Source organism: Rhizobium leguminosarum bv. trifolii WSM2297, from assembly GCF_000271845.1.
The window spans coordinates 2,596,607-2,620,014 of the sequence record NZ_JH719395.1; the positions used below are offsets into that span (position 1 = coordinate 2,596,607).

Below are 23,408 nucleotides of genomic sequence, written 5' to 3' on the forward strand. Positions count from 1 at the left end.
GCCTAAAACAGGAAATAGCGCTGCGCCATCGGCAGCACCGTCGCCGGCTCGCAGGTCAGCAATTCGCCGTTCGCCCTGACTTCATAGGTCTCCGGGTCGACCTCGATCTCGGGCGTCAGGTCGTTGTGGATCATCGATGCCTTGGAGATGCCGCCGCGCGTATTCTTCACCGCCACCAGTTCCTTGGCGACGCCGAGCCGGCCCTTCAGCCCGGCATCGAGCGAAGCCTGGCTGACGAAAGTCACGGAGGAATTGGTGAGGCTCTTGCCGTAGGAGGCGAACATCGGCCGGTAGTGCACCGGCTGCGGCGTCGGGATCGAGGCGTTCGGATCGCCCATCGGCGCGGCGGCGATCGAGCCGCCGAGCAGCACCATGTCGGGCTTCACGCCGAAGAAGGCCGGATTCCACAAGACGAGGTCGGCGCGTTTGCCGACTTCGACCGAGCCGATCTCACGGCTGAGGCCATGGGCAATCGCCGGATTGATCGTATATTTGGCGATATAGCGGCGGACGCGGAAATTGTCATTGTCACCCTTTTCCTCCTTCAGCCGGCCGCGCTGGCGCTTCATCTTGTCGGCCGTCTGCCAGGTGCGGATCGCCACCTCGCCGACCCGGCCCATGGCCTGGCTGTCGGAGGATATGATCGAGAAGGCGCCGATATCGTGGAGGATGTCTTCGGCGGCAATCGTCTCTTTGCGGATCCGGCTTTCGGCAAAAGCGATATCCTCGGGGATCGACGGCGACAGGTGATGGCAGACCATCAGCATGTCGAGATGCTCGGCAATGGTATTCACCGTATAGGGCCGCGTCGGATTGGTCGACGACGGAATGACGTTCGGCTGGCCGCAGATCTTGATAATATCCGGCGCGTGCCCGCCGCCCGCCCCTTCCGTATGGAAGGCATGGATGGTGCGGCCCTTGATGGCGCCGATCGTATCCTCGACAAAGCCGCTTTCGTTCAGCGTATCGGTGTGGATCATCACCTGCACGTCATATTCGTCGGCGACCGACAGGCAGCAGTCGATGGCGCCCGGCGTCGTGCCCCAATCCTCGTGCAGCTTCAGCGAGGTGGCGCCGGCGAGCACCATCTCGGTCAGCGCCCCCGGCAGCGAGGCATTGCCCTTACCGGCAAAGGCGAGGTTCATCGGGAAGGCGTCGGCTGCCTCGATCATGCGCGCGAGATGCCAGGGACCGGGCGTGCAGGTGGTGGCAAGCGTGCCGTGCGCCGGTCCGGTGCCGCCGCCGAGCATGCAGGTCATGCCCGACATCAGCGCTTCCTCGATCTGCTGCGGCGCGATGAAGTGGATATGGCTGTCCATGCCGCCGGCTGTGACGATCTTGCCTTCAGCGGCAATCGCCTCCGTGCCCGGGCCGACGATGATATTGACGCCCGGCTGCATATCGGGATTGCCCGCTTTGCCGATGGCGACGATACGCCCATCCTTGAGCCCGATATCGGCCTTGTAGATGCCGGAGTGATCGACGATCACGGCATTGGTGATGACGGTATCGACCGCACCATCCGCCCGCGTCACCTGGCTCTGACCCATGCCATCACGGATCACCTTGCCGCCGCCGAATTTCACTTCCTCGCCATAGGTGGTGAAATCCTTCTCGATCTCGATGAAGAGCTCCGTATCGGCAAGGCGCACCTTGTCGCCGGTGGTCGGTCCGAACATGCCGGCATAGGCGGCGCGAGAGATCTTATAGGGCATCCATCAGGCTCCGTAGGAGGAAGAGACTAGCGTTTTTCCGCCGAGCCGCCTAAGGCGGCCGGCGGCAATATAGCTATCGACAAGCTGTCTTTCGGCTGCAAACGGGTGCCATTCCCAGCCGGCGTGACCGAAGCCGGCAAGCGTCACCTCGGCCTCGGGATAGTTGTTCAGCACCTCGGCAATGACGATCATGCCACTGCTCGGCACAACATAAGGGGCCGGCGCAAAGGCCGAAAGCGAGGCATCGACCGCCTCGTGGATCGACTTGTCGATGACGACATGCGTCTTGCCGGCATTAGCGCAGAAGGCACTGAACGCGTCCGTGTAGTCGTCGCAGAAATCGTCCAATTCCGGATGCGAGACGGCAAGCGGCGCCCCCATCGCGGCAAATTTTTCCGGATCGCGCACGCTCCAGATTTCACCAGCCGAGACGACGCCAGGATGGGTCCGCCAATCTTGCGAACCGAGCATCGCCTTTGCCGGCCGGCCGGTATTGCAAACCGCAACCGCATGCGTACGACTGCCGCCGGCGCCATAGGAGCGGCAATCGTTGAAGCGGATGACGAAATCGGCCGCATCGATGATGCCTGCCTCTGCCTCCGCGATTTCACCATTGCCGACGATCACGATCTTTCTGATCACCTTAGTTGCTCATCGTGTCTTCGAGCTCTTTCAGCTCTTTGGTGCGTTTGTCGGTGATGTTGGCGAGGCACCCGGCGACCAGCATCGGCTCCATCGTGCCGCCGCGGGCCTGGAAGCCGAAGGCGTCGCACTCGGCGTCGCGATAATCGATCCAGGCGCGTTGCGCCTTGACCAGCGCTTGCTCCGCGCCCTTCATGTCGCCATCCAGGTCCTTGTCGACCGCCGCAAGAGCCGCACGGGTCTTCTTGTATTGCGCATTCAAAGCCTTGTCGGCGGTATCGTGGCGCGCCGCCTCGCAAGAGGTCATATCCGCTTGCGTCTTGGGATTCTGGCAATCGATATCCTGAGCGCAGGCGCCACCTGCCGTCATCAGCATGGCCGCCCCGATGAGGGAGATGTTCAAACGCATGCATCTCTCCCGTTAAAGCTTGCCCATCACCAGCTGACGGAAGCCATAAACCTCGCGCTTGCCGGAAAGCGGGATCAGCGTCACTGAGCGCGTCTGTCCGGGCTCGAAGCGTACGGCCGTTCCAGCCGGAATATCGAGCCGCTTGCCATGCGCCGCTGCGCGGTCGAAGGAAAGCCCGGCATTGGTCTCGGCGAAATGATAGTGGCTGCCGACCTGCACCGGCCGGTCGCCGGTATTGGAAACTTCCAGCGTCACCGTCGGCGCGCCGGCATTCAGTTCGATGTCGCCGCTCGCGGCAATGATTTCGCCCGGAATCATCTTGTTCTCCTTAAGCCGCCTTGGGCGCGCAGCCCTCTGCCTTCAGCACACGTTTCGTCGATGCCGGATTTTTGGCGAGCATATCAGCCGGCCGGACGGGTCTCGCGACGAGATTGCCGCCGCAGTTCGGGCAGACACCCTTCAACACGCCGTCGACGCAATCGGCGCAGAAAGTGCATTCATAGGTACAGATCCGCGCCTCGGCGCTATCCGGCGGCAAATCCCGGTCGCAGCATTCGCAATTGGGCCTGAGCTCGAGCATTCCTGTCTCCTCACCGGATCGGTTCGTGCACGGTGACGAGCTTGGTTCCATCGGGGAACGTCGCCTCCACCTGCACGTCGTGGATCATCTCGGCAATGCCTTCCATCACCTGATCGCGGCCGATCACATGGGCGCCGGCCTCCATCAGCTCGGCAACCGGGCGGCCGTCGCGGGCGCCTTCGACGACGAAATCGCTGATGAGCGCGATCGCTTCGGGATAGTTCAGCTTGACGCCGCGCTCCAGCCGCCGCCGCGCCACCATCGCCGCCATGGATATCAGAAGCTTGTCTTTTTCTCTCGGAGTGAGGTTCATCATCTACCTGCTTATTGAACTCATAGATTCCAGACTTTCGGCACGGGCGCACCATTGCGCAAGGCGGAAATGACCGGGATCAGGCTTTTTCTGAGTGAGAAGCCGTCTGCTGCCGCAAGGCGAACGACGAGTTTGCCGTCCCAGGCGCTGGCACCGCCCATCGAACCTTCGACGAGCGGCCGCACTTTGCCGAGATAGGCTTCCGAAAGCGGCCCGGCATAAAGCAGCGTTGCAAAAGCCACCTGTCCGCCAAGCACCGCCTGCCGCGCCGCCAGCGCCGCCACTCCTTCGGAAAGCCTCAGTTCCTCCGCATGGATCAGTCGACCCGAGCGGCGGATGCGCCAACGGTCGCGGAAAAGCCCCGTCTCCACCGTCTCGCCCATCGCCTTGCGGCCGAGCAGCACCGCTTCGACCGCCAGAAAGTCGGCACCCTCGTCGAGATCGACATCGAGGCGGCGAAAAAGTGAAGCGCGGTCGAAGAGGATGGTTTCCTGCGGCAGCCAGTCGACGCGCGCTCCCGCTCCGACTTCAATGCGGGTCGTCACCTCGGCGGTCCCGGCCGACGCCTTGTAGATCTTCTCGCAAGCCTGGGTGGTGACGTCGATCTTCGTGCCGGCGCCGGCAACGACGCTCCAGTCCATCCGGTCGCCGCCGGTCAGCCCGCCTGCGGTGTTGATGATCACGGCTTCCATCGACGCATCGAAAGTATCGGGCAGGCGGATCTTCGCCGCACCCTCCTGATAGAGTTCACGGAGACGCGTGCGGCCATCGAGCAGCTTTGCCGCCAGATGCCCGCGCCCCTCCGCTCTTTGCGGTCTCGTGCTCGCCGCCGCAATCGTCATATGATGCCTTTCGGTCGTGCCACCGTTTCTCCATGCAATCGCACGGATAACGGAAGGCAAGCAATTCCCATGCCGTCCAGGGATGCTCGAAGCCGACGCGCGAGACTTGCGACGTGTGACACCCCTTGCTGAAAAATGCAGCATTTGCCGGTCAGACAGTCAGATGGCGGCGGGCCTCCGGCGTATCCAGGGTTTCGGCAAGGCCCTCATGCACGATCTCGCCACGATCCATGATGTAGACGTAGTCGGCAAGCTCGCGGCAGAAATCCAGATATTGTTCGACGAGCAGGATCGCCATGCCGGTGGAATCGCGCAGATACCGGATCGCCCGGCCGATATCCTTGATGATCGACGGCTGAATACCCTCGGTCGGCTCGTCGAGCACGAGAATCCTGGGGCGCGTCACCATGGCGCGCCCGATCGCCAGCTGCTGTTGCTGCCCGCCGGAAAGATCGCCGCCGCGGCGCGACAGCATCGACTTCAGCACCGGGAAGAGACTGAAGATGTCGTCGGGTATGTTGCGGTCTCGGCGGCCAAGCGGGGCAAAGCCGGTTTCGAGATTTTCCTTGACCGTCAGCAGCGGGAAAATTTCGCGCCCCTGCGGCACATAGCCGATGCCCTGCTTGGCGCGAGCAAAGGGCGGCAGGCCATTCAGCCTGGTATCGTTGAAGGTGACGGTGCCGGCCGACAGCGGATGCTGGCCGGTCACGGCACGCAGAAGCGAACTCTTGCCGACGCCATTGCGCCCCAGCACGCAGGTGATCTTGCCCATCTCGGCTTTGATCGAGATGCCGCGCAGCGCCTGGGCGGCGCCATAATGCAGATTTGCGTTTTCGACTGTCAGCATCCGTTCACCCATTCCCCATCAGTTCATCAGTGTGCGCCTCAGCGTCTGCAAGGCGTGCTCCTGTTCTTTCGTTCTTTCGCCGCCGGCCGTGGCCACGTCCTCGGCAATGCCGATCAGTTGTTGACGCTCTTGCATGTCGAGCGCCTTTAGCCAGAGATCCCGGAACCGGCGGATCGGGTCTTCGGGACTGGTGACGTTCTTGGACGCCCACTCGCCGAAAACCAGCACCTCTTCCATGTCACCCGGCCGGATGATGCCTTTCATGCGGCTGCGCACGACCTCCTTCGCAGCGTCGACATACATCGGCTTCTCCTTGGCAAGGCAGAAGAAGAAGGCCACCGCCGCAATCGCCGGATCGGCGATCGAGGCCAGCGGCGCTACTTCCGCCTGCTTGCGAAGCTTTCCGCGCCTCAAGGCGCCCCGCATGCGCTCGACGGAATCGATGATCTCGTTCCCCGCCTCACGCACCATTTTCAAACGCCAATACCAGATGACCGCGCCGCTGATCGCCGCGACCAGAATACCGAGAAAAGCCATGATGAAACCCCACAATAAACCCCGTCCGTTTTAGAACGTTTTCTTTTGTCAGGTTCAAGCCTATAAGTTGCATTGATCACCGTCCGAGATAGTTCTCGATCACCTTGGGATCGGAACTGACAAAGTCGATCGAACCTTCCGCCAGCACCGAGCCCTCCGCAAGGCATGTGACCTTGACTCCGAGGTCGCGGATGAAGCCCATGTCGTGCTCGACGACGACAACCGACCGGGTCCTGGCGATATCCTTGAGCAGGATCGCCGTTTCCGCCGTCTCCGCATCCGTCATGCCGGCCACCGGTTCGTCGACGAGCAGAAGTTTTGGCTCCTGCGCCAGGAGCATACCGATCTCCAGCCACTGCTTCTGCCCGTGCGAGAGGTTGGCGGCGAATTCGTCGCGGCGGTGCGTCAGCCGCACTGTATCGAGGATTTCCTCGATACGGGTCTTGTCCTCGCCCGAAAGCCGATAGAACAGCGTCGAAAACACGCCGCGGCGGCGGCTCAGCGCCAGCTCCAGATTGTCCCAGACCGTATGGCTTTCGAAGACCGTGGGCTTCTGGAATTTGCGGCCGATGCCGAGCTGGGCAATGTCGGCCTCGTCCTTCTTGGTGAGGTCAACCGTGCCGTTGAAGAACACCTCGCCCTCATCGGGCCTGGTCTTGCCGGTGATGATATCCATCATCGTCGTCTTGCCGGCGCCGTTCGGGCCGATGATGGCGCGAAGCTCGCCGGGCTCGATGACGATCGACAGCGAATTCAGCGCCTTGAAGCCGTCGAAGGAAACCGAGACGCCGTTGAGATAAAGCACGCTGGTGGGTTTGACGTCGGGAATCATCGTGTTCACTCCGCTGCCTGGATTTTCGGCTCGATATCGTCTCCCAGCACGGCCGGCGGGGCAGCCTTGGAGACGGCCTTCCGCTTGCCGAGATATTGGGCGACCGTGCCGACGACGCCCTTCGGCAGGAACAGCGTGACGGCGACGAAGAGGCCGCCAAGCGCAAACAGCCAGAACTCAGGGAAGAGGCCGGTGAAAACAGTCTTGCCGCCGTTGACGAGGATCGCACCGATGATCGGCCCGATCAGCGTCGCGCGCCCGCCGACCGCCGTCCAGATGACGACTTCGATTGAGTTGGCAGGGGCGAATTCGCCGGGATTGATGATGCCGACCTGCGGCACATAAAGCGCCCCGGCAATTCCCGCCATCATCGCCGAGACGACGAAGGTGAAAAGTTTGAAATGCTCAACGCGGTAACCGAGGAAGCGCGTGCGGCTTTCGGCATCACGTACACCGACCAGCACCTTGCCGAACTTCGAGCGCACGATCGCCGAGGCAAGCAGCAGCGACAGCGCCAGCAAGATCGCGGTTGCCGCAAAGAGGGCTGCACGCGTGCCGTCGGCCTGGACGTTGAAGCCGATAATGTCCTTGAAATCGGTAAGGCCGTTATTACCGCCAAAACCCATGTCGTTGCGGAAGAAGGCGAGCAGCAGCGCGTAGGTCATCGCCTGGGTAATGATCGAGAGATAGACACCGTTGACGCGTGAGCGGAAGGCGAACCAGCCGAAAACGAAGGCAAGCAGCCCGGGCACGACGAGAACCATCAGCGCCGCAAACCAGAAGTGGTTGAAGCCGTACCAGAACCAGGGCAGATCCTTCCAGTTCAGGAACACCATGAAGTCAGGCAGGATTGGGTCGCCATAGCTGCCGCGGGTGCCGATCTGGCGCATCAGATACATGCCCATCGCATAACCGCCGAGCGCGAAGAAGGCGCCGTGGCCGAGCGAGAGGATGCCGCAGAAGCCCCAGACGAGATCGAGCGCAAGCGCCAATAGCGCATAGGTCAGATATTTGCCAAACAGCGACATGATGTAAGTCGGGATATGCAGCGGGTTGGTCGGCCCCGTCATCAGGTTCAGAACCGGCACAAGAACGGCGACCAGAAGCAAGAGGGCGATTGCAATGACGATCTTGCGATCGAGAGACCGGAGAAGGAAGGCCGTAATCATGCTTCCACTGCCCTTCCTTTGAGTGCGAAGAGCCCGCGGGGGCGCTTCTGGATGAAGAGAATGATGAGGACGAGCACCAGGATCTTGCCAAGCACGGCGCCGGCGAAGGGCTCGAGGAACTTGTTGACGACACCGAGCGACAAAGCACCGACCAGCGTGCCCCAGAGATTGCCGACACCGCCGAACACCACGACCATGAAGCTGTCGATGATGTAGTTCTGACCGAGGTTCGGCGAGACGTTGTCAATCTGGCTGAGCGCCACGCCGGCAATGCCGGCAATGCCGGAACCGAGCGCGAAGGTGAAGGCATCGACCCAGCCGGTGCGGATACCCATCGAGGAGGCCATGCGCCGGTTCTGCGTGACGGCGCGCATCTGCAGACCGAAGGCGGAGCGTTTCAAAAGCATGAGCAGCGTCAGAAACACGACCATGGAGAAGACGATGATCCAGAGCCGGTTCCAGGTGATGGCGAGACCGCCGAGATCGAAGACGCCGGACATCCAGCTCGGATTGCGCACTTCGCGGTTGGTCGGGCCGAAATAGCTGCGGATTGCCTGCTGCAGGATCAGCGATACGCCCCAGGTGGCGAGCAGGGTTTCCAGCGGCCGGCCATAGAGATAGCGGATGACGGCGCGTTCGATGACCAGACCGACGAAACCGGTAAAGACGAAGGCGGCCGGCACCGCGAAGGCCAGCGAATAATCAGCGAGCGAGGGAAAGGCCGAGGTGATGTACTCCTGCACGACATATGTCGTATAGGCTCCGATCATCACCATTTCGCCATGCGCCATGTTGATGACGCCCATGACGCCGAAGGTGATGGCAAGGCCGATCGCCGCAAGCAGCAGCACCGAGCCGAGGGACAGGCCGTACCAGACGTTCTGGGCGACGTCCCACAGCGCCAGGCTGCGATTGATGGAACTGATATCGGCCTGGATCGCCGGCTTCAAATCCTCGGGCGCGGTTTCGAGTGTCGTCGTCAGAATGGTCAGCGCATCGCGATTGCCGCGAGCCGCGATCGTATCGATTGCAGCCTTCTTGTCTTCGACGCTCGCATCCGTCTTCAAGAGCAGCACGGCTCGCGCCGCTTCCATCGTATTCTTGATCTCCGCATCCTTTTCGGCCGCAAGTGCCGAATTCAGCAGCTCGAGATTGGCGGGATCGGCGTCTTTCAGCAGCCCCTGCGCCGCGGCGAGCCGCGCGGAACGGTCCGGGCTCATCAGCGTCAACTGGCTGTTGGCGGCGCTGATGACGCCGCGAAGCGCGTTGTTGATCTTGACCTTGGTCATCAGATCCGGATCGACATCGGCAGCCGCTTCGCCGGTGATCGGATCGGAATAGGTCGGTTCGTCATCGGTACCGCCCTGGAGGAGAACCGGACCGCCATCGGAGTTGACGTAGAGAAGGCCGCCGCTCAGCTGCTGCAGGATCTGGCTGACATGCGGGTCTTTGGAGGCGACCAGCGCCTTGATGGCCGCTTCGCGTTCCGGGAAATCGCCGACGCCGAGCGCATCGATAAGGACATGGATATCGTCCTCGGCCCGAACTTCGCCCGACAATGACAGACTTGAAATTGTTAGGCCAGAAAATGCCAGGCAGAGCGTGATCAGGAAAATCTTTATGGCGCGACACATCGGCTTTCTCGCCCTTGATATCGTTGGCCTTACGGCGCAATCGCTGGGACGGAGCTTCCGCCCGGGATCAAACCCGGACGGAAGTCACTCGGCATCGATAGTTCGAAGGGTCTATCAGGAACCCTTGCCGCCGCACTTGCCGGTTGCAACGTTGAAGTTGCCGCAAGACATGGGCTTGCGCCAATCGGAGATCAGATCCTTGGAGTCCGGCAGGTAATCCGACCATTCGTCGCCGACGACGGCGGGCGTCTGCTGGACGATTTCGAACTGGCCATTGGCCTGGATTTCACCGATCAGCACCGGCTTGGTGATGTGGTGGTTCGGCATGACAGTCGCATAACCGCCGGAGAGGTTCGGAACGCTGACGCCGATGATCGAGTCGAGAACCTTGTCGGTATCGGTCGTGCCGGCAGCCTGGACGGCCTTAACCCATGCGTTGAAGCCGATATAGGCAGCTTCCATCGGGTCGTTGGTTACACGCTTGTCGTTCTTGGTGTAGGCATGCCAGTCCTTGATGAACTTCTTGTTGGCCGGGCTTTCGACAGATTCGAAGTAGTTCCAGGCAGCGAGATGGCCAACGAGCGGCTTGGTATCGAGACCGGCAAGTTCTTCTTCGCCGACCGAGAAGGCGACGACGGGGATGTCGGTTGCCTTGATGCCCTTGTTGCCCAGTTCCTTGTAGAACGGAACGTTGGCATCTCCGTTGATCGTCGAGACGACGGCGGTCTTCTTGCCGGCCGAACCGAATTCCTTGATCTTGGAAACTTCGGTCTGCCAGTCGGAGAAGCCGAACGGCGTGTAGTTGGTCATGATGTCTTCTTTCGGAATACCCTTCGAAATCAGGTATGCCTCGAGAATCTTGTTGGTCGTGCGCGGATAGACATAGTCGGTACCTTCGAGCACGAAGCGCTTGACGCCTTCTTTTTCCATCAGATAGTCGACGGCCGGAATTGCCTGCTGGTTCGGAGCCGCCCCGGTGTAGAAGATGTTGCGCGAGGATTCTTCGCCTTCATACTGCACGGGATAGAAGAGCAGCGAATTCAGCTCTTCGAATACCGGCAGGACGGATTTGCGCGAGGACGAGGTCCAGCAGCCGAATACGGCGGCGACCTTGTCCTTTTCGATCAGCTCGCGTGCCTTTTCGGCAAACAGCGGCCAGTCGGAAGCCGGATCGACGACGACGGCCTCAAGCTTCTTGCCGAGAAGGCCGCCCTTCTTGTTCTGCTCGTCGATGAGCATCAGCATGGCGTCTTTCAGCGTGGTTTCTGAAATCGCCATCGTGCCGGAGAGCGAATGCAATACGCCGACTTTGATCGTGTCGTCGGCGGCCACCGCGCCCTGAAAGGCGGCCGATGCCGCCATGACGGCGCCGAGCGCAGCGCCGGTGATCGTGGATCTGAAATTCATCTGTTTGAGCCCCTCTTCTTGTTCCGCAACAGGCCGGAAACGGAATTTAACTGTTGCCGAGGGGACTATCGGGTGCTGCAACGCAAAAACACATACGCAAAATGACGTAGGCGCAGGGGCAAACGGACCGGGGGAAGGAAAGGGCATCTCCGCAGCTCAAGATGCCCCTCCTGGTTCGGAGACGGAAATTAGCCGTCGATCGTCAAAGTGACCGCCGTCGGACCGTAGGAGAGGCTGGCCTTGTGGCCGGAAACGGTGACCTTGCCGAAGGTGCCGGAAAGGGCGCCAGCCTTCAGGATCTCGATCTTCGTTCCGGGCGCCGGGGCATAGCCATCGGCAAGCGTCACTTCGAGATCGCCGGCCAACGCCGCCTCGCCTCCGACGGACAGCGTGCCTGCACCGTTCGCGCCGATTGTCAGCTTCGCCGCGGCCTTGGCGGACTGCTGATAATCGCCGCCCACGGTCAGAGGTTTGTTGGCCGCCACAACCAGCGAACCGCCATTGATCGTTAGCCCGCCGGTGCCGAAGGCGGAGGGCGAGCCGGCCACCAGCGCGCCCTCGTCCAGCGCGGTGCCGCCGGCATAGCTGTTGGCGCCGGAAAGCCCGAGAATGCCGCTGCCGCCCTTCACGAGCCTGCCCTTGCCGCCGATGTCGTTGCGCCAACTATCGATCGCATTGAAGCCGCCCTTTGCCGCATCCATCGTCACGGTCACATCCTGATCGAAGGCACCGTAGCCGTCGGCGGCGGCAAACAGGTTGAGACGGCCGTAACCCGCATCGTCAATGAGCGGATAGCCAGAGGCGATCTCTGTCGTCTTCAACACCTCGCGGCGCTGCGCGCCGTCGAGATAGGGCAGACGCGTTTCGAGAAGCGCTTCGGCGCCCTGCGGCACGCGAGCCGGCTGGTCGGTCGCATGGATCGTCGGCAGGCCGTAGCTCAGGCGCTGCAGTACGTAAGCGCGATTGGCGTCATGATCGGCAAAGCGGTCCGCCGCGATCGGCGCCGCATGCGCAGCGACTTCGAGCGCACTCGCATCGGCAACGGCGGATTTGGCGATGAGCCATGACTGCGCCTGGGCGTAAGCATTGCTCTTCAGCGCTGAGTTGTCGGCCTTGTTCAGATTATAGACCACCGTCGCGGTGCCGAGCATGCGGCCGCCCATTACGTCGAGAGGAGAATGCATGCCGGAAAGAATACGGTCTTCGCCCAGTTCGCTGGCGCGCGTGATCATTTCCTGAAAGCGCTGCGGCACGAGGTAGGCCATGGCAAGTGCATCCCGCCAGGCTTCCGCCGTATGACCGCTCGGGAAGCCACCATCCTCGACCGGCTTGCCGCTCTTGGCAGGCTCCAGGGTCGGAACAACCGACACATCCTGGCTCCAGCGGTACGGACGGCCATATTTAAAATAACGCTTGGCTGGCTCCGTCGAGCCGTCACCGCTTGCAGCGTTGATGAAGTCGATTGCAAGACCCATGTCCGGGTTTGCTTCGGTCTTGTTTTCCGTGTCCGGCTTGCTGCCGGCGCCGCGATTGTTGCCCTTGTCGTCATATTTGACCGTCGTCGCATCGGCCGCCACCTCGGTGATCGTGGTGGTCTGTTTGGAGCCGGCCTTCCAGGTAGGCGTCAACGGACCGAGGCCGTCGACGATGCTGGCATTCTTGCCGCGCCGATCGTCGAGATAGGCGGCCACGGCCTGATCGGCGGTCCGCGCCCGCGTCGCGTTGACGACATAGGCGATGTTTGCATCGTGGACGGCCTGGTTGACGATATGGCCGTCGGTTTTGCTGGAAGGAATGCCGTCCCAATCCGTCTTGGCGACCGCCGGGCAATTGTCCTTGGCCGGGGCTTCGACGCCCGCATCGACGAAGGGCGTTCGCGGAGTCCAGACTTCGAGGAAGCCGGAAAGAAGATGAACGGCGGCGTTGGTGTCCACCGTCGAGAAGCAGGCGTCACCGCGCTTATTGGTGTTTCCGGTCTCGACATAAGGCGCCTTCGCCACTGTCACCTGCTCGGCGCCGGCAAGCGAAGGCACGATCGAAACAAGGCAGACGAGGGCGGTGCTCAGGCGGAAAAGGCTTGAAACAGACATGGGTGATACCTGAAATGATTGAACGAACGGCGGGAGAGTTAGAGGGCTTGTGTGACAGACCGGCTTCAAAAATATGGCGGTTCCGTGAATCTGCCAGTGCTCCGCCCTTGCCTTTCTCGCCCATCCCGCCAAAACTGTTTCGAGACGATGAGGCCAACCGGAATGCCGGAAGGAAGACATGGCAGCGCGCCAACGCATCATTCCGGTGAGACGCGAATATAATCGCTGGGTCGCCAACCAGACGCTGGAAGATTATGCGTTGCGCTTCACCGCAAAGAGCGCCCGCCACTTCTCCTCCCAGCGCATCTCGCAGACGGCGATCGGCGCGATCTCCTTCCTGGCGCTTGAGGCGATCGGCGGCGCGATCACCCTCTCCTACGGCACCACCAACGCCTTCTATGCCATTATAGTCGCCTCGATCGCCATGCTGGCGATCGGCCTGCCGATCAGCCGCTACGCCATCCGCCACGGCGTCGACATCGACCTTCTGACGCGCGGCGCCGGCTTCGGCTATATAGGCTCGACCATCACCTCGCTGATCTATGCGAGCTTCACCTTCATGCTGTTTGCGATCGAGGCCTCGATCATGTCCGGGGCGCTCGAGCTCACCCTCGGCATCCCGCTGTGGATCGGCTACATTCTCAGCGCCGTCATGGTGATCCCGCTGGTGACGCATGGCGTGCGGCTGATCAGCAAGTTCCAGCTGTTGACCCAGCCCTTCTGGATCGTGCTGAATATCCTGCCCTTCATATTCATCGCCTGTTTGGACTGGGAAAAATTCGATCTCTGGCGCGCCTTTGCCGGCATCCGCCATGCTTCCGGCCCGCCCGGCACCATCGCCGATTTCGATCTGGTAGAGTTCGGCGCCGCCTCTGCCGTGATCCTGGCGCTGATGTCGCAGATCGGCGAACAGGCCGACTTCCTGCGTTTCCTGCCGCCGGAGCCGCGGCGCAAGTGGCGCCATCGCCTCGCTGTCTTCCTCGCGGGACCCGGCTGGGTCGTCATCGGCGCGCCGAAGCTGCTTGCTGGTTCCTTTCTCGTCGTGCTGACCTTCACCTCTGGCGTGCCGGTGGATCGCGCCGCCGATCCGGCGCAGATGTATCTGACCGCTTTCGGCTACATGGTCCCTTGGCACGATGCGGCGCTGCTGTTGATGGCTGCTTTCGTCGTCGTTTCGCAGCTGAAGATCAACGTGATGAATGCCTATGCCGGCTCGCTCGCCTGGTCGAACTTTTTCTCGCGACTGACCCACAGCCATCCCGGCCGCGTCATCTGGCTGGTCTTCAACGTCGCGATCGCCCTACTTTTGATGGAGCTCGGCATCTACCGGCTGCTGGAGGAGACGCTCGGCATCTTCTCGATCATCGCCATGGCCTGGCTCTGCACGATCTCCGCCGATCTCTTCATCAACAAGCCGCTGGGGCTCGCTCCGCCCGGCATCGAGTTCAAGCGCGCACATCTCTACGACATCAACCCGGTCGGTCTCGGGGCCATGACGCTGTCGGCGACCGTCTCGCTGATTGCTCATTTCGGCGCCTTCGGCGAGATCGCCGCCTCGCTCGCCCCTTATATCACCCTGGTCATCGCCCTGGTCGCCTCGCCTGTCATCGCCTGGGCGACAAAAGGCAAATTCTATCTCGCCCGCAAGCCGCGCCACAGCTGGAAGAACCTGACGGACATCACTTGCTCGGTCTGTGAACACCCGTTCGAGCCGGAGGATATGGCCTGGTGCCCGGCCTATGCTGCGCCGATCTGCTCGCTCTGCTGTTCGCTCGACAGCCGTTGCCACGACATGTGCAAGCCGGCCGCCAGCTTCAATGCGCAGGTCGGCACCGTCGCCAAGGTGCTGCTGCCTGACGCCATTCTGGGGAAGCTGACGACGCGCCTTGGCCGCTATGGCATCGCCGTCGTGCTGGCCTTGACCGCCATCGGCGCGATCCTGGCGATGATCGCCCATCAGGTCGCCGCCGCCTCGCCCGAGACAGCCGAGGTCGTCAACCGCACCATTCTCATCGTCTTCTTCGTCTTCTCGGTGATTTCAGGCGTTGTCTGCTGGTTCTATGTGCTCGCCCATGACAGCCGCGTCGTGGCCGAGGAGGAATCGTCGCGCCAGAACACCCTGCTGCTGAAAGAGATCGCCGCCCACAAGAAGACCGACACCGCCTTGCAGAACGCCAAGGAGACGGCCGAGGCAGCCAATCGCGCCAAGAGCCGCTATGTCGTCGGTCTCAGCCACGAACTGCGCACGCCACTCAACGCCGTGCTCGGTTATGCCCAGATCCTTGAGCGCGACGAGACCATCCCGCCGCCGCGCCAATCCTCGATCAAGGTCATCCGCCGCAGCGCCGAACACCTCTCGGGGCTGATCGACGGCCTGCTCGATATTTCCAAGATCGAGGCCGGCCGCCTGCAGGTCTATTCCAACGAGATCAACATCCAGGATTTCCTTGACCAGATCGTCGATATGTTCCGCCCGCAGGCGCAGGCGAAGGGGCTGGCCTTCATCCATCAGCGCTCGCCGGCCTTGCCGCAATTCGTCCGCACCGACGAAAAGCGGCTGCGCCAGATCCTCGTCAACCTACTCTCCAATGCCATCAAATTCACCGACGAAGGCAGCGTCACCTTCGACGTCGGCTATCGTAGCCAGGTCGCGACCTTCACCATTGCCGATACCGGCCGCGGCATCACGGAGAAAGACCTGCCCCGGATCTATGAACCTTTCCAGCGCGGCGAGGCGGAAAGCGTGAGGCCAATGCCGGGCCTCGGTCTTGGCCTGACCATCACCCGGCTTCTGACAAACACGCTCGGCGGCGAGATTTTGGTTTCGAGCGTCAAGGACGAGGGCTCGACCTTCCGCGTCCGTCTCATGCTGTCGGCCGTCATGCGCGCCGTGGCTGCCGCACCGCAGGAGAAACGCATCGTCGGTTACGATGACCCGCGCCGCACCATCGTTGTCGTCGACGATAACGAAGACCATCGCGAGATGATGCGCGAAATCCTGGCGCCGCTCGATTTCATCGTGCTGACGGCGGCAGGTGGCGCCGAATGCCTGACGCTGATCGAGGGAATTATACCGGACCTCTTCCTTGTCGATATCCTGATGCCCGGCATGAACGGCTGGCAACTCGTCTCGCGCCTACGCGAAGCCGGGCAGACGGCGCCGGTGCTGATGCTTTCGGCCAATATCGGTGATGCAGCGGTTCTCGGCGACAGTGACGACAGCCACAATGACGCGATCGGTAAGCCGGTCGACATCCGCCAGCTCCGCGACAAGCTCGCTTTGCATCTCGGCCTGAATTGGATCTATGCCGACGCAGTAGCAGCCGTTCCTGTCAAGACCGAAGCGCCGATGCTGAGCCCAGGTGCCGCCCATGTGCAGGAATTGCTGCGGCTCGGCGAGATCGGTTATATCAGAGGCATCGAAGCCAAGCTTTCCGACCTTGCCAAGGTGGAGGCAAATAAGCCATTCACCGAGAAACTCTATACCTATGTCGCCGCCTTCGATCTTGCCGGCTTCATGACCTTCCTGCACGACTTCGACGAAAAGGTGGAATCCATTGGCTGAGTCGGCCCTCCCCCGTGACATCGTTCTGCTCGTCGACGATTCGCCCGAAGCGCTCGGCTTCCTCACAGACGCGCTCGAACAATCCGGCTTTTCCGTGCTGATCGCGACATCGGGCACGGCGGCGCTTGGTATCGTCGAGCGCATCACACCTGATCTGATCCTGCTCGACGCCGTCATGCCCGCCATGGATGGCTTCGAAACCTGCCGCAGACTGAAGGCCAATGCCGCGGTGGCACAGGTGCCTGTCATCTTCATGACCGGCCTGACCGAGACCGAGCATGTCGTGCACGCGCTGGAATCCGGCGGCGTCGATTATCTCGCCAAGCCGATCAATATCGACGAATTGCGCGCCCGCATCCGCGTCCATCTGCGCAATGCCCGCTCGGCGCAAAGCGCCCGCGTCGCGCTCGACGCTGCCGGCCGCCATCTACTGGCGGTCAAGGGCGATGGCGCCATCCACTGGTCGACGCCGCAAGCAACGCGGCTGGTCAATGCCGCCATGGGCAGCGACGACGGCATGGAAATCGTCGTCCGCCATATCGCCGGCTGGATGCGCGAGCGCGCAGCCGCAGTGCGCGACGGCATCATTTCGATCGCTCATGCCGGCCAGGCGGCGCTGCGGCTCGCTTTTCTCGGCGCGATCGGCCCGGACGAATATCTCTTTCGCCTCACCGCCGCCAATCAGCGCAGCGACGACGAGATGCTGCGCCAGCGCTTCTCGCTTACCCAGCGCGAATCCGAAGTGTTGCTCTGGATCTCCAAGGGCAAGGCCAACCGCGACATCGGCGAAATACTGGGACTGTCGGCGCGCACCGTGAACAAGCACCTGGAACAGATCTACGTCAAGCTCGGCGTCGAGAACCGGGCGTCAGCCGCGGTAAAGGCGACGCATGTGCTGCACGAGATGTGATGGCGGTCGGCACGGTATCGCCGCCGCCACCGAAGTTGCCGGGGATCCTTCGCGACGGCCGGCAACGAATCCGTCGACAGCAGATAGTTGGCACCGCCACGGACGGAAATTGTACCTCCGCAAAACAAAGAAGCCCGGTCGAAACCGGGCTTCAATCTCATGTCCCAAAAAGGGAAGTCAAACTTACATGCCCTGCGGGACGTAGGTGTACTTGCCGTCCGCGCCCTTCTTCCATTCGTACATGATGTAGCCGGGGATCTTCGGGTCGCCCTTTTCGTCGAACGAAATGTCGCCGAGAACCGTCGGGAACGGACCCTTTTCCTTCATGGCCGTAGCAACGGCTTCAGGATCCACTGAACCGGCTGCCTTGGCGGCACCGACGATCGCCTGCATCGCAGCGTAAGAATAAAGCGTGTAGGCTTCCGGGTTGAAACCAGCTGCCTTGAACTTTTCGACGAGTTCCTTGTTGGCCGGGTTCAGCGTCGGATCGGGGCCGAAGGTGTTCAGGGTCCCGGCGACAGCGTCACCGGCGATCGAGGCCAGTTCGTTCGAAACGATACCATCGCCCGAAACCAGCGTTGCCTTCAGGCCCTGGTCGGCCGCCTGGCGGATGATCAGACCAGCTTCGGTATGCAGACCGCCCCAATAGATGATCGAGACGCCGGCTTCCTTCATCTTGGCGATGAGGGCCGAGAAGTCCTTGTCGCCGACGTTGATGCCTTCATACATGACTTCCGTCAGGCCGGCGGCATTCATCGCCTTCTTGGTTTCGTCAGCAAGACCCTGACCGTAAGGGGTCTTGTCGTGAACGACGGCGATCTTGGCGTCCTTGAAGTGATCGGCAAGATACTTGCCGGCGATGGCGCCCTGCTGGTCGTCACGGCCGCAGGTACGGAACGTGTTCCAGAGGCCCCGTTCCGTAAACTTCGGGTTCGTAGCGGCCGGGGTGATTTCGAGGATGCCGTTTTCGGCATAGACTTCAGAAGCCGGGATTGAAACGCCCGAGTTGAAGTGGCCGATGACGAACTTGACGCCATCTGCAACGAACTTGTTGGCAACCGAAATGCCCTGCTTCGGGTCGGAGACGTCGTCGCCGAGCTCGAGCTTGATCTGCTCGCCATTCATGCCGCCAGCAGCGTTGATGTCGGCGGCCGCCTGCTCGGCGCCCTTCTGGAGCTGAGCGCCGAACGCGGCGTTCGGGCCAGTCAGCGGACCAGCGACAGCGATGAGGACGTCGGCCCATGCGTTGCCGCTGAAGGCGACCATCGCCGTCAGAGCCACTGCCGACAGAAGAGACTTCTTCATATTGTTACTCCCAATTTTTGGGCGGGTTCCGGTCCAAGGCCCAGCGCACTACCCACCATTGACTGCGCCAGGAAAGCTGTTCCACTCTGAAGGCAATTCATGCCTAGTTTCAACGGACTGTCAATGTTTGTCCTTCCACGAAAACGCGGAAGTTTTTTCGTACAGCCAGTAATAGTTGTTGACCATCTGGTTTGTGCGGCGAAAGCGGAAGCCGGCGGTCGAGAAGACCAGCAGCGTCACGAAATCGATCCCGTAGTAGAGGCCACTGAGCATCGGCCCATTGAACAGGGCGTGGTGCAGGAACTGCATCGCCCAGGCAAGCAGGAAGGTGTAGGCGACGGCCAGCGGATAGTTGTTCCAGCCTTCAGCCACCGCCTTGCCGGCGCGCCAGGCCGTCCAGAAGCCGATCAGCACGACGATCGCGCGAATGACAACTCGAACACCGACATCGCTTTCGAAGAAAAGTCCCTGCATGTCAAACTCTCCCTTCGAGCTAGTGTCTTCCGCCTTCGAGATAGGCGGCGCGGACTTCAGGATTGGCAAGCAGTTCCTTGCCGGAGCCGCTCATCGTCACCTTGCCATTCACCATCACGTAAGCGCGGTGCGAAAGCCTCAGCGCAGCGAATGCGTTCTGCTCGACAAGGAACACGGTCAACCCTTCCTGTTCATTGAGCTTGCGGATCGCTTCGAAGATGCCCTTGACGATCAGCGGCGCAAGGCCGAGCGAGGGTTCGTCGAGCAACAGCAGCTTGGGCCGCGCCATCAGCGCGCGGCCGATCGACAGCATCTGCTGTTCGCCGCCCGAAAGCGTGCCGCCCCGCTGAGCGTGACGTTCTTTCAGACGCGGGAAGAGCGTGAAGATCTTCTCGACGTCTTCGGCAAAGTATTTGAGATTGTCGAGGCCGGCGCCCATCTGGAGATTTTCCAGAACCGTCATGCGCGGGAAGATGCGGCGTCCCTCAGGCGACTGCGCGATGCGCAGTCGAGCGATTTCATGGGTCGGCATGTGGGTGATGTCGCGGCCCTCGAAGGTTACCGAGCCGGTGCGGGCTTGCGGGCTGCCGCAGATCGTCATCATCAGCGTCGACTTGCCGGCGCCGTTGGCGCCGATCAGGCTGACGATCTCGCCCTTATTGACGTGGACATCGATGCCGGCCAGCGCACGAATATTGCCGTAATAGGTTTCGACGCCATTCACCTGAAGGAGCGGTTGACCCGTCATTACTTCATCGCCCATCAGTTTGCGCCTCCTTCGAGCTGCTCGACGGTTGCGATCACCTCTTCCACTTCTTCATCCTCGACACCGAGATAGGCCGCGATAACCTTCGGATCGTTCTTCACGTGATCCGGCGTGCCATCGGAAATCTTCTGGCCGTATTCGAGGACGACGACGTGGTCGGAAATTTCCATGACCACCGACATGTCATGCTCGATGAGCAGGATAGACGTTCCGGTTTCGGCACGGATGCTCTGCAGCAGCGCGTTGAGCGTTGCCGATTCCCGCGGGTTCAGACCAGCGGCCGGTTCGTCGAGGCAAAGCAGCTCAGGGCCGGTACACATGGCGCGGGCGATCTCGAGACGCCGCTGAGCGCCGTAGGGCAGATCGCCTGCCGGATCGTCGGCACGGTCGATCAGATCGGCCTTCTCGAGCCAATGACGCGCCAGCTCGATCGATGCGGCCGCCTCCCGCTTGTACGGACCGATGCCGATGAGGCCGAGGATCGTGTAACCCGACGCCTTCATCAGCTTGTTGTGCTGGGCGACCAGCAGGTTTTCGAGAACCGTCAGGCCGGAGAACAGCCGGATGTTCTGGAAGGTTCGCGCCACCTTGGCTTCTTTGGTGATGCGAAAGTCCGGCAGACGCTCCAGCAGATACTGCTTGCCGCTCTTTTGGTTGAGCGTGATCATCCCCATCGTCGGCTTGTAGAAGCCGGTGATGCAGTTGAAGACGGTGGTCTTGCCGGCGCCGTTCGGCCCGATCAGCGCGGTGATGTCGCCGCGCTTGGCTTCGAAAGAGAAGTCGTTGATGGCCATCAGGCCGCCGAACTTCATCGACAGGTGCTCGACCTTGAGCAGCGTATCGCTAGACATCGTGTTGGTAACGGGGCTCATCAACCGTGGCCCTCCTTGGTAAAGCTTCCGGATATTGCCTTGCTTTCTTTAAGAAAGGCGGTCGGCTGACGTGAGCCCACGAAACCGCGCGGCTTGAACAGCATGACGACGACCATGGCGAGGCCAAACAGCAGCATGCGGTAGAGTTCCGGCGTGAAATCGGGCCCGAACACCGCCTTCAGGAAGTCCATTTCGCGCAGCGCTTCGGTACCACCGACCATGACGATCGCAGCGATCGCGATGCCGGTCAGCGAGCCCATGCCGCCGAGAACGACGATGGCGAGAACGACCGCCGATTCCAGGAAGATGAAGGATTCCGGCGAGACAAAACCTTGGCGTGCGGCGAAGAACGAGCCTGCGAAGCCGCCGAACATCGCACCCGTTGCGAAGGCCGTGAGCTTGGTCGTCACCGTGTTGATCCCCAGCGAACGGCAGGCGATCTCGTCTTCGCGCAACGCTTCCCAGGCACGCCCGATCGGCATGCGGCGCAGCCGGATGGTGACATAGGCCGTCAGCATGCATAGCATCAGGATAAGATAGAAGAGGAAGATCTTGTAGTAGGCGGAAGACATCGGCAGGTGGAAGAGCTTGGCAAAGCCGCCGGCCGACGCATCGAAGGGAATGCCGAAGAGTGTGGCCTTCGGAATACTCGATATGCCGAAGGTCCCTTTAGTGACGTCGGTCCAGTTGATGAGGACAAGGCGGATGATTTCACCGAAGGCGAGCGTCACGATGGCGAGGTAGTCGCCGCGCAGGCGCAGCACCGGGAAGCCGAGAATGACGCCCCAGAGTGCAGCGAAGATGCCGGAAAGCGGCAGCAGCACCCAGAAGGACAGGCCGAAATAGCTCGACAGCAGCGCGTAGGAATAAGCGCCGACCGCGTAGAAGGCGACATAGCCGAGATCGAGCAGGCCGGCGAGGCCGACGACGATGTTCAGTCCCCAGGCGAGCATCACGTAGATCAGGATCTGGATGCCGAAATTGTCGACCCATTTCAGCGAGCCCTGAGCACCGACAAGCGCCACGACCACAACAGGATAGAGCACCAGCGCAAGCAACGCGATCTTCAGGAAATGCCGATGGAAGAAGCTCTTTTCCGTCGAGATGTCGAGATCGCCCTGGCGCGCCTTGCTGAGCTTGCGGCGGTCGATATTCGGCCTGATGAAAACAACCATCGCGAAGCGGCCGATCGCAGCGACCGCGACGAAGATCGCAAGCAGCCCCCAGCGCTGGACGATGATCAGCTCGTTGTTGATGTTCTGGTCGGTCTTCAGGCCGACATATAGAACGAACATGCCGAACGAAAGGACGGCGGCGAAAAGGGCTTCGGTAAGGCCTTTGCGGACAAGTCCGGCATCGGGCTTGCCTGCAGAATTTTCGATGTTTGCCATGACGTTATACCTTCTCGACTTCCGGCCGTCCGAGGATACCCGTCGGCTTGAAGATCAGCACGAAAGCGAGGATGGCGAAGGTCGCGACATCCTTGTACGCGATGGTGAAATAGGCCGACCACAGCGATTCGATCAGCCCGATCATCAACCCACCGAGAACAGCACCCGGCAATGAACCGATGCCGCCGAGGACGGCTGCGGTAAAGGCCTTCACACCCGGCGTGAAGCCGTCGGCGAACGAAGCAACGCCATAATACATCAGATACATCGTGCCGGCGACGGCAGCCAGCGCCGCACCCATGACGAAGGTGATCGAAATTGTCTGGTCGACATTGACGCCGAGCAGCGCCGCCATCTTACGGTCCTGCTCCGTCGCGCGCTGGGCGCGGCCAAGTGCGGTATGATTGACGATGTACCAGAAGATCGTCAGCAGCACCGCCGTGATCACGATGATGATGATCTGCTTGAGCGACACCGAGATGTTGCCGAACTGGTAGACCGTGCTCACCATCGGCGGGATCGGCTTGTTGCGCGGACCCTGCGTCACCTGGATGAAGTTGGACAGCACGATCGACATTCCGATCGCCGTGATCAGCGGCGCCAGGCGGAAGGAACCGCGTAGCGGACGATATGCGACGCGCTCGATCGTCCAATTCCACAAGCTCGTCATCAGCATCGCAACGACAAGCATCGCCAGCAGCAGAACTGCCACCGGAAGACCTGCGAAGATGGATGTGAGAACGAGAAAGACGATAAGAGCGGCGAAGCCACCGAGCATGAAGATATCGCCATGGGCGAAATTGATCATGCCGATAATGCCGTAAACCATCGTATAGCCAATAGCCACAAGGCCATAGATGGATCCGAGCGTCAGCCCATTGAAGAGCTGCTGGACGAAATACTCCATATGTCGTTTTCCCCTGGATGCGAACCGAATAGGCTGCATCTCTTTTTGGTTCTTTGGTTCCCCGTTTCAGAGAACCTCATAGGCCGAATGCATACCGGTTTCGTTGGAAATGTGAAGACAAAAAGGATTTACTCCGACAAATTCTTGTCCGAACAGGCCTAAGTGGCGCATTTTGAACCAAAATCCACAGAAAATCAGCAA

22 protein-coding genes are annotated in these 23,408 nt (G+C 61.1%); 2 read left to right on the plus strand and 20 right to left on the minus strand.

Annotation, left to right across the window (positions count from 1 at the left end; all coding sequences use genetic code 11):
* Positions 1 to 2 precede the first annotated feature (2 nt).
* The 14 genes from ureC to RLEG4DRAFT_RS28005 all read right to left on the minus strand — a co-directional run bounded on the left by ureC (position 3) and on the right by RLEG4DRAFT_RS28005 (position 13,017).
* Entirely contained in the window at positions 3 to 1,715 is a 1,713-nt protein-coding gene (gene ureC / locus RLEG4DRAFT_RS27940) for an urease subunit alpha (RefSeq protein ID WP_003561946.1), read from the minus strand.
* Between the two features lie 3 nt (positions 1,716 to 1,718).
* Positions 1,719 to 2,342, minus strand: coding sequence for a Urease operon accessory protein (locus RLEG4DRAFT_RS27945; RefSeq protein ID WP_171898275.1), 624 nt, complete (start codon positions 2,340 to 2,342; stop codon positions 1,719 to 1,721).
* Between the two features lie 16 nt (positions 2,343 to 2,358).
* On the minus strand, positions 2,359 to 2,766 hold the full coding sequence (locus RLEG4DRAFT_RS27950; protein ID WP_003581840.1) for a lysozyme inhibitor LprI family protein: 408 nt from the start codon (positions 2,764 to 2,766) through the stop codon (positions 2,359 to 2,361).
* A 12-nt stretch (positions 2,767 to 2,778) separates the two neighbouring features.
* The gene (locus tag RLEG4DRAFT_RS27955) at positions 2,779 to 3,084 is read right to left on the minus strand and encodes an urease subunit beta (protein WP_003542314.1); all 306 of its coding nucleotides are present in this window, start codon (positions 3,082 to 3,084) and stop codon (positions 2,779 to 2,781) included.
* A gap of 10 nt (positions 3,085 to 3,094) precedes the next feature.
* Positions 3,095 to 3,346, minus strand: coding sequence for a DUF1272 domain-containing protein (locus RLEG4DRAFT_RS27960; protein ID WP_003581842.1), 252 nt, complete (start codon positions 3,344 to 3,346; stop codon positions 3,095 to 3,097).
* A gap of 10 nt (positions 3,347 to 3,356) precedes the next feature.
* The gene (locus tag RLEG4DRAFT_RS27965) at positions 3,357 to 3,659 is read right to left on the minus strand and encodes an urease subunit gamma (protein ID WP_003561955.1); all 303 of its coding nucleotides are present in this window, start codon (positions 3,657 to 3,659) and stop codon (positions 3,357 to 3,359) included.
* Positions 3,660 to 3,679: 20 nt separating this feature from the next.
* On the minus strand, positions 3,680 to 4,501 hold the full coding sequence (locus RLEG4DRAFT_RS27970; protein ID WP_003581843.1) for an urease accessory protein UreD: 822 nt from the start codon (positions 4,499 to 4,501) through the stop codon (positions 3,680 to 3,682).
* A gap of 151 nt (positions 4,502 to 4,652) precedes the next feature.
* Positions 4,653 to 5,348 carry an urea ABC transporter ATP-binding subunit UrtE gene (urtE, locus tag RLEG4DRAFT_RS27975; protein WP_003581844.1) on the minus strand — a complete coding sequence of 232 codons (696 nt, stop codon included), beginning with the start codon at positions 5,346 to 5,348 and terminating at the stop codon, positions 4,653 to 4,655.
* Positions 5,349 to 5,366: 18 nt separating this feature from the next.
* Complete coding sequence (locus RLEG4DRAFT_RS27980) at positions 5,367 to 5,885, minus strand: hypothetical protein (protein WP_003581845.1); 519 nt, start codon at positions 5,883 to 5,885, stop codon at positions 5,367 to 5,369.
* Between the two features lie 76 nt (positions 5,886 to 5,961).
* Positions 5,962 to 6,717 (minus strand): urea ABC transporter ATP-binding protein UrtD, encoded by a 756-nt coding sequence (gene urtD, locus RLEG4DRAFT_RS27985; RefSeq protein ID WP_003581846.1) that lies wholly within the window; start codon positions 6,715 to 6,717, stop codon positions 5,962 to 5,964.
* A gap of 5 nt (positions 6,718 to 6,722) precedes the next feature.
* Positions 6,723 to 7,886 (minus strand): urea ABC transporter permease subunit UrtC, encoded by a 1,164-nt coding sequence (gene urtC, locus RLEG4DRAFT_RS27990; protein ID WP_003581847.1) that lies wholly within the window; start codon positions 7,884 to 7,886, stop codon positions 6,723 to 6,725.
* Complete coding sequence (gene urtB / locus RLEG4DRAFT_RS27995; protein ID WP_003581849.1) at positions 7,883 to 9,520, minus strand: urea ABC transporter permease subunit UrtB; 1,638 nt, start codon at positions 9,518 to 9,520, stop codon at positions 7,883 to 7,885. Before urtB ends, urtC begins: the two co-directional genes overlap by 4 nt.
* Before the next feature lie 114 nt (positions 9,521 to 9,634).
* Positions 9,635 to 10,927 (minus strand): urea ABC transporter substrate-binding protein, encoded by a 1,293-nt coding sequence (gene urtA, locus RLEG4DRAFT_RS28000; RefSeq protein WP_003581851.1) that lies wholly within the window; start codon positions 10,925 to 10,927, stop codon positions 9,635 to 9,637.
* 188 nt (positions 10,928 to 11,115) lie between these two features.
* A complete protein-coding gene (locus RLEG4DRAFT_RS28005; protein WP_003581852.1) occupies positions 11,116 to 13,017 on the minus strand; it encodes an acid phosphatase in 1,902 nt (633 codons plus the stop codon).
* Positions 13,018 to 13,195: 178 nt separating this feature from the next.
* Between RLEG4DRAFT_RS28005 and RLEG4DRAFT_RS28010 the strand changes: the two genes are divergently transcribed.
* Together RLEG4DRAFT_RS28010 and RLEG4DRAFT_RS28015 are read left to right on the plus strand one after the other, a co-directional pair.
* A complete protein-coding gene (locus RLEG4DRAFT_RS28010; protein WP_003581854.1) occupies positions 13,196 to 16,582 on the plus strand; it encodes a hybrid sensor histidine kinase/response regulator in 3,387 nt (1,128 codons plus the stop codon).
* Complete coding sequence (locus RLEG4DRAFT_RS28015) at positions 16,575 to 17,492, plus strand: response regulator transcription factor (RefSeq protein ID WP_003581855.1); 918 nt, start codon at positions 16,575 to 16,577, stop codon at positions 17,490 to 17,492. Before RLEG4DRAFT_RS28010 ends, RLEG4DRAFT_RS28015 begins: the two co-directional genes overlap by 8 nt.
* A 183-nt stretch (positions 17,493 to 17,675) precedes the next feature.
* Here the strand turns inward: RLEG4DRAFT_RS28015 and RLEG4DRAFT_RS28020 are convergent, their stop codons facing one another.
* The 6 genes from RLEG4DRAFT_RS28020 to RLEG4DRAFT_RS28045 form a co-directional block, all read right to left on the minus strand.
* Complete coding sequence (locus tag RLEG4DRAFT_RS28020) at positions 17,676 to 18,797, minus strand: branched-chain amino acid ABC transporter substrate-binding protein (protein WP_003581857.1); 1,122 nt, start codon at positions 18,795 to 18,797, stop codon at positions 17,676 to 17,678.
* A 120-nt stretch (positions 18,798 to 18,917) separates the two neighbouring features.
* Positions 18,918 to 19,271 carry a DUF6867 family protein gene (locus RLEG4DRAFT_RS28025; RefSeq protein WP_003581859.1) on the minus strand — a complete coding sequence of 118 codons (354 nt, stop codon included), beginning with the start codon at positions 19,269 to 19,271 and terminating at the stop codon, positions 18,918 to 18,920.
* 19 nt (positions 19,272 to 19,290) lie between these two features.
* Positions 19,291 to 20,034, minus strand: a complete 744-nt coding sequence (locus RLEG4DRAFT_RS28030) for an ABC transporter ATP-binding protein (protein WP_003581861.1) — start codon at positions 20,032 to 20,034, stop codon at positions 19,291 to 19,293.
* Positions 20,034 to 20,909: an ABC transporter ATP-binding protein gene (locus tag RLEG4DRAFT_RS28035; RefSeq protein ID WP_003581862.1), complete on the minus strand. Its 876-nt coding sequence runs from the start codon at positions 20,907 to 20,909 to the stop codon at positions 20,034 to 20,036. Before RLEG4DRAFT_RS28035 ends, RLEG4DRAFT_RS28030 begins: the two co-directional genes overlap by 1 nt.
* Entirely contained in the window at positions 20,909 to 22,300 is a 1,392-nt protein-coding gene (gene livM / locus RLEG4DRAFT_RS28040; protein WP_003581864.1) for a high-affinity branched-chain amino acid ABC transporter permease LivM, read from the minus strand. Before livM ends, RLEG4DRAFT_RS28035 begins: the two co-directional genes overlap by 1 nt.
* A gap of 4 nt (positions 22,301 to 22,304) precedes the next feature.
* A complete protein-coding gene (locus tag RLEG4DRAFT_RS28045; RefSeq protein ID WP_003566013.1) occupies positions 22,305 to 23,207 on the minus strand; it encodes a branched-chain amino acid ABC transporter permease in 903 nt (300 codons plus the stop codon).
* Positions 23,208 to 23,408 lie beyond the last annotated feature (201 nt).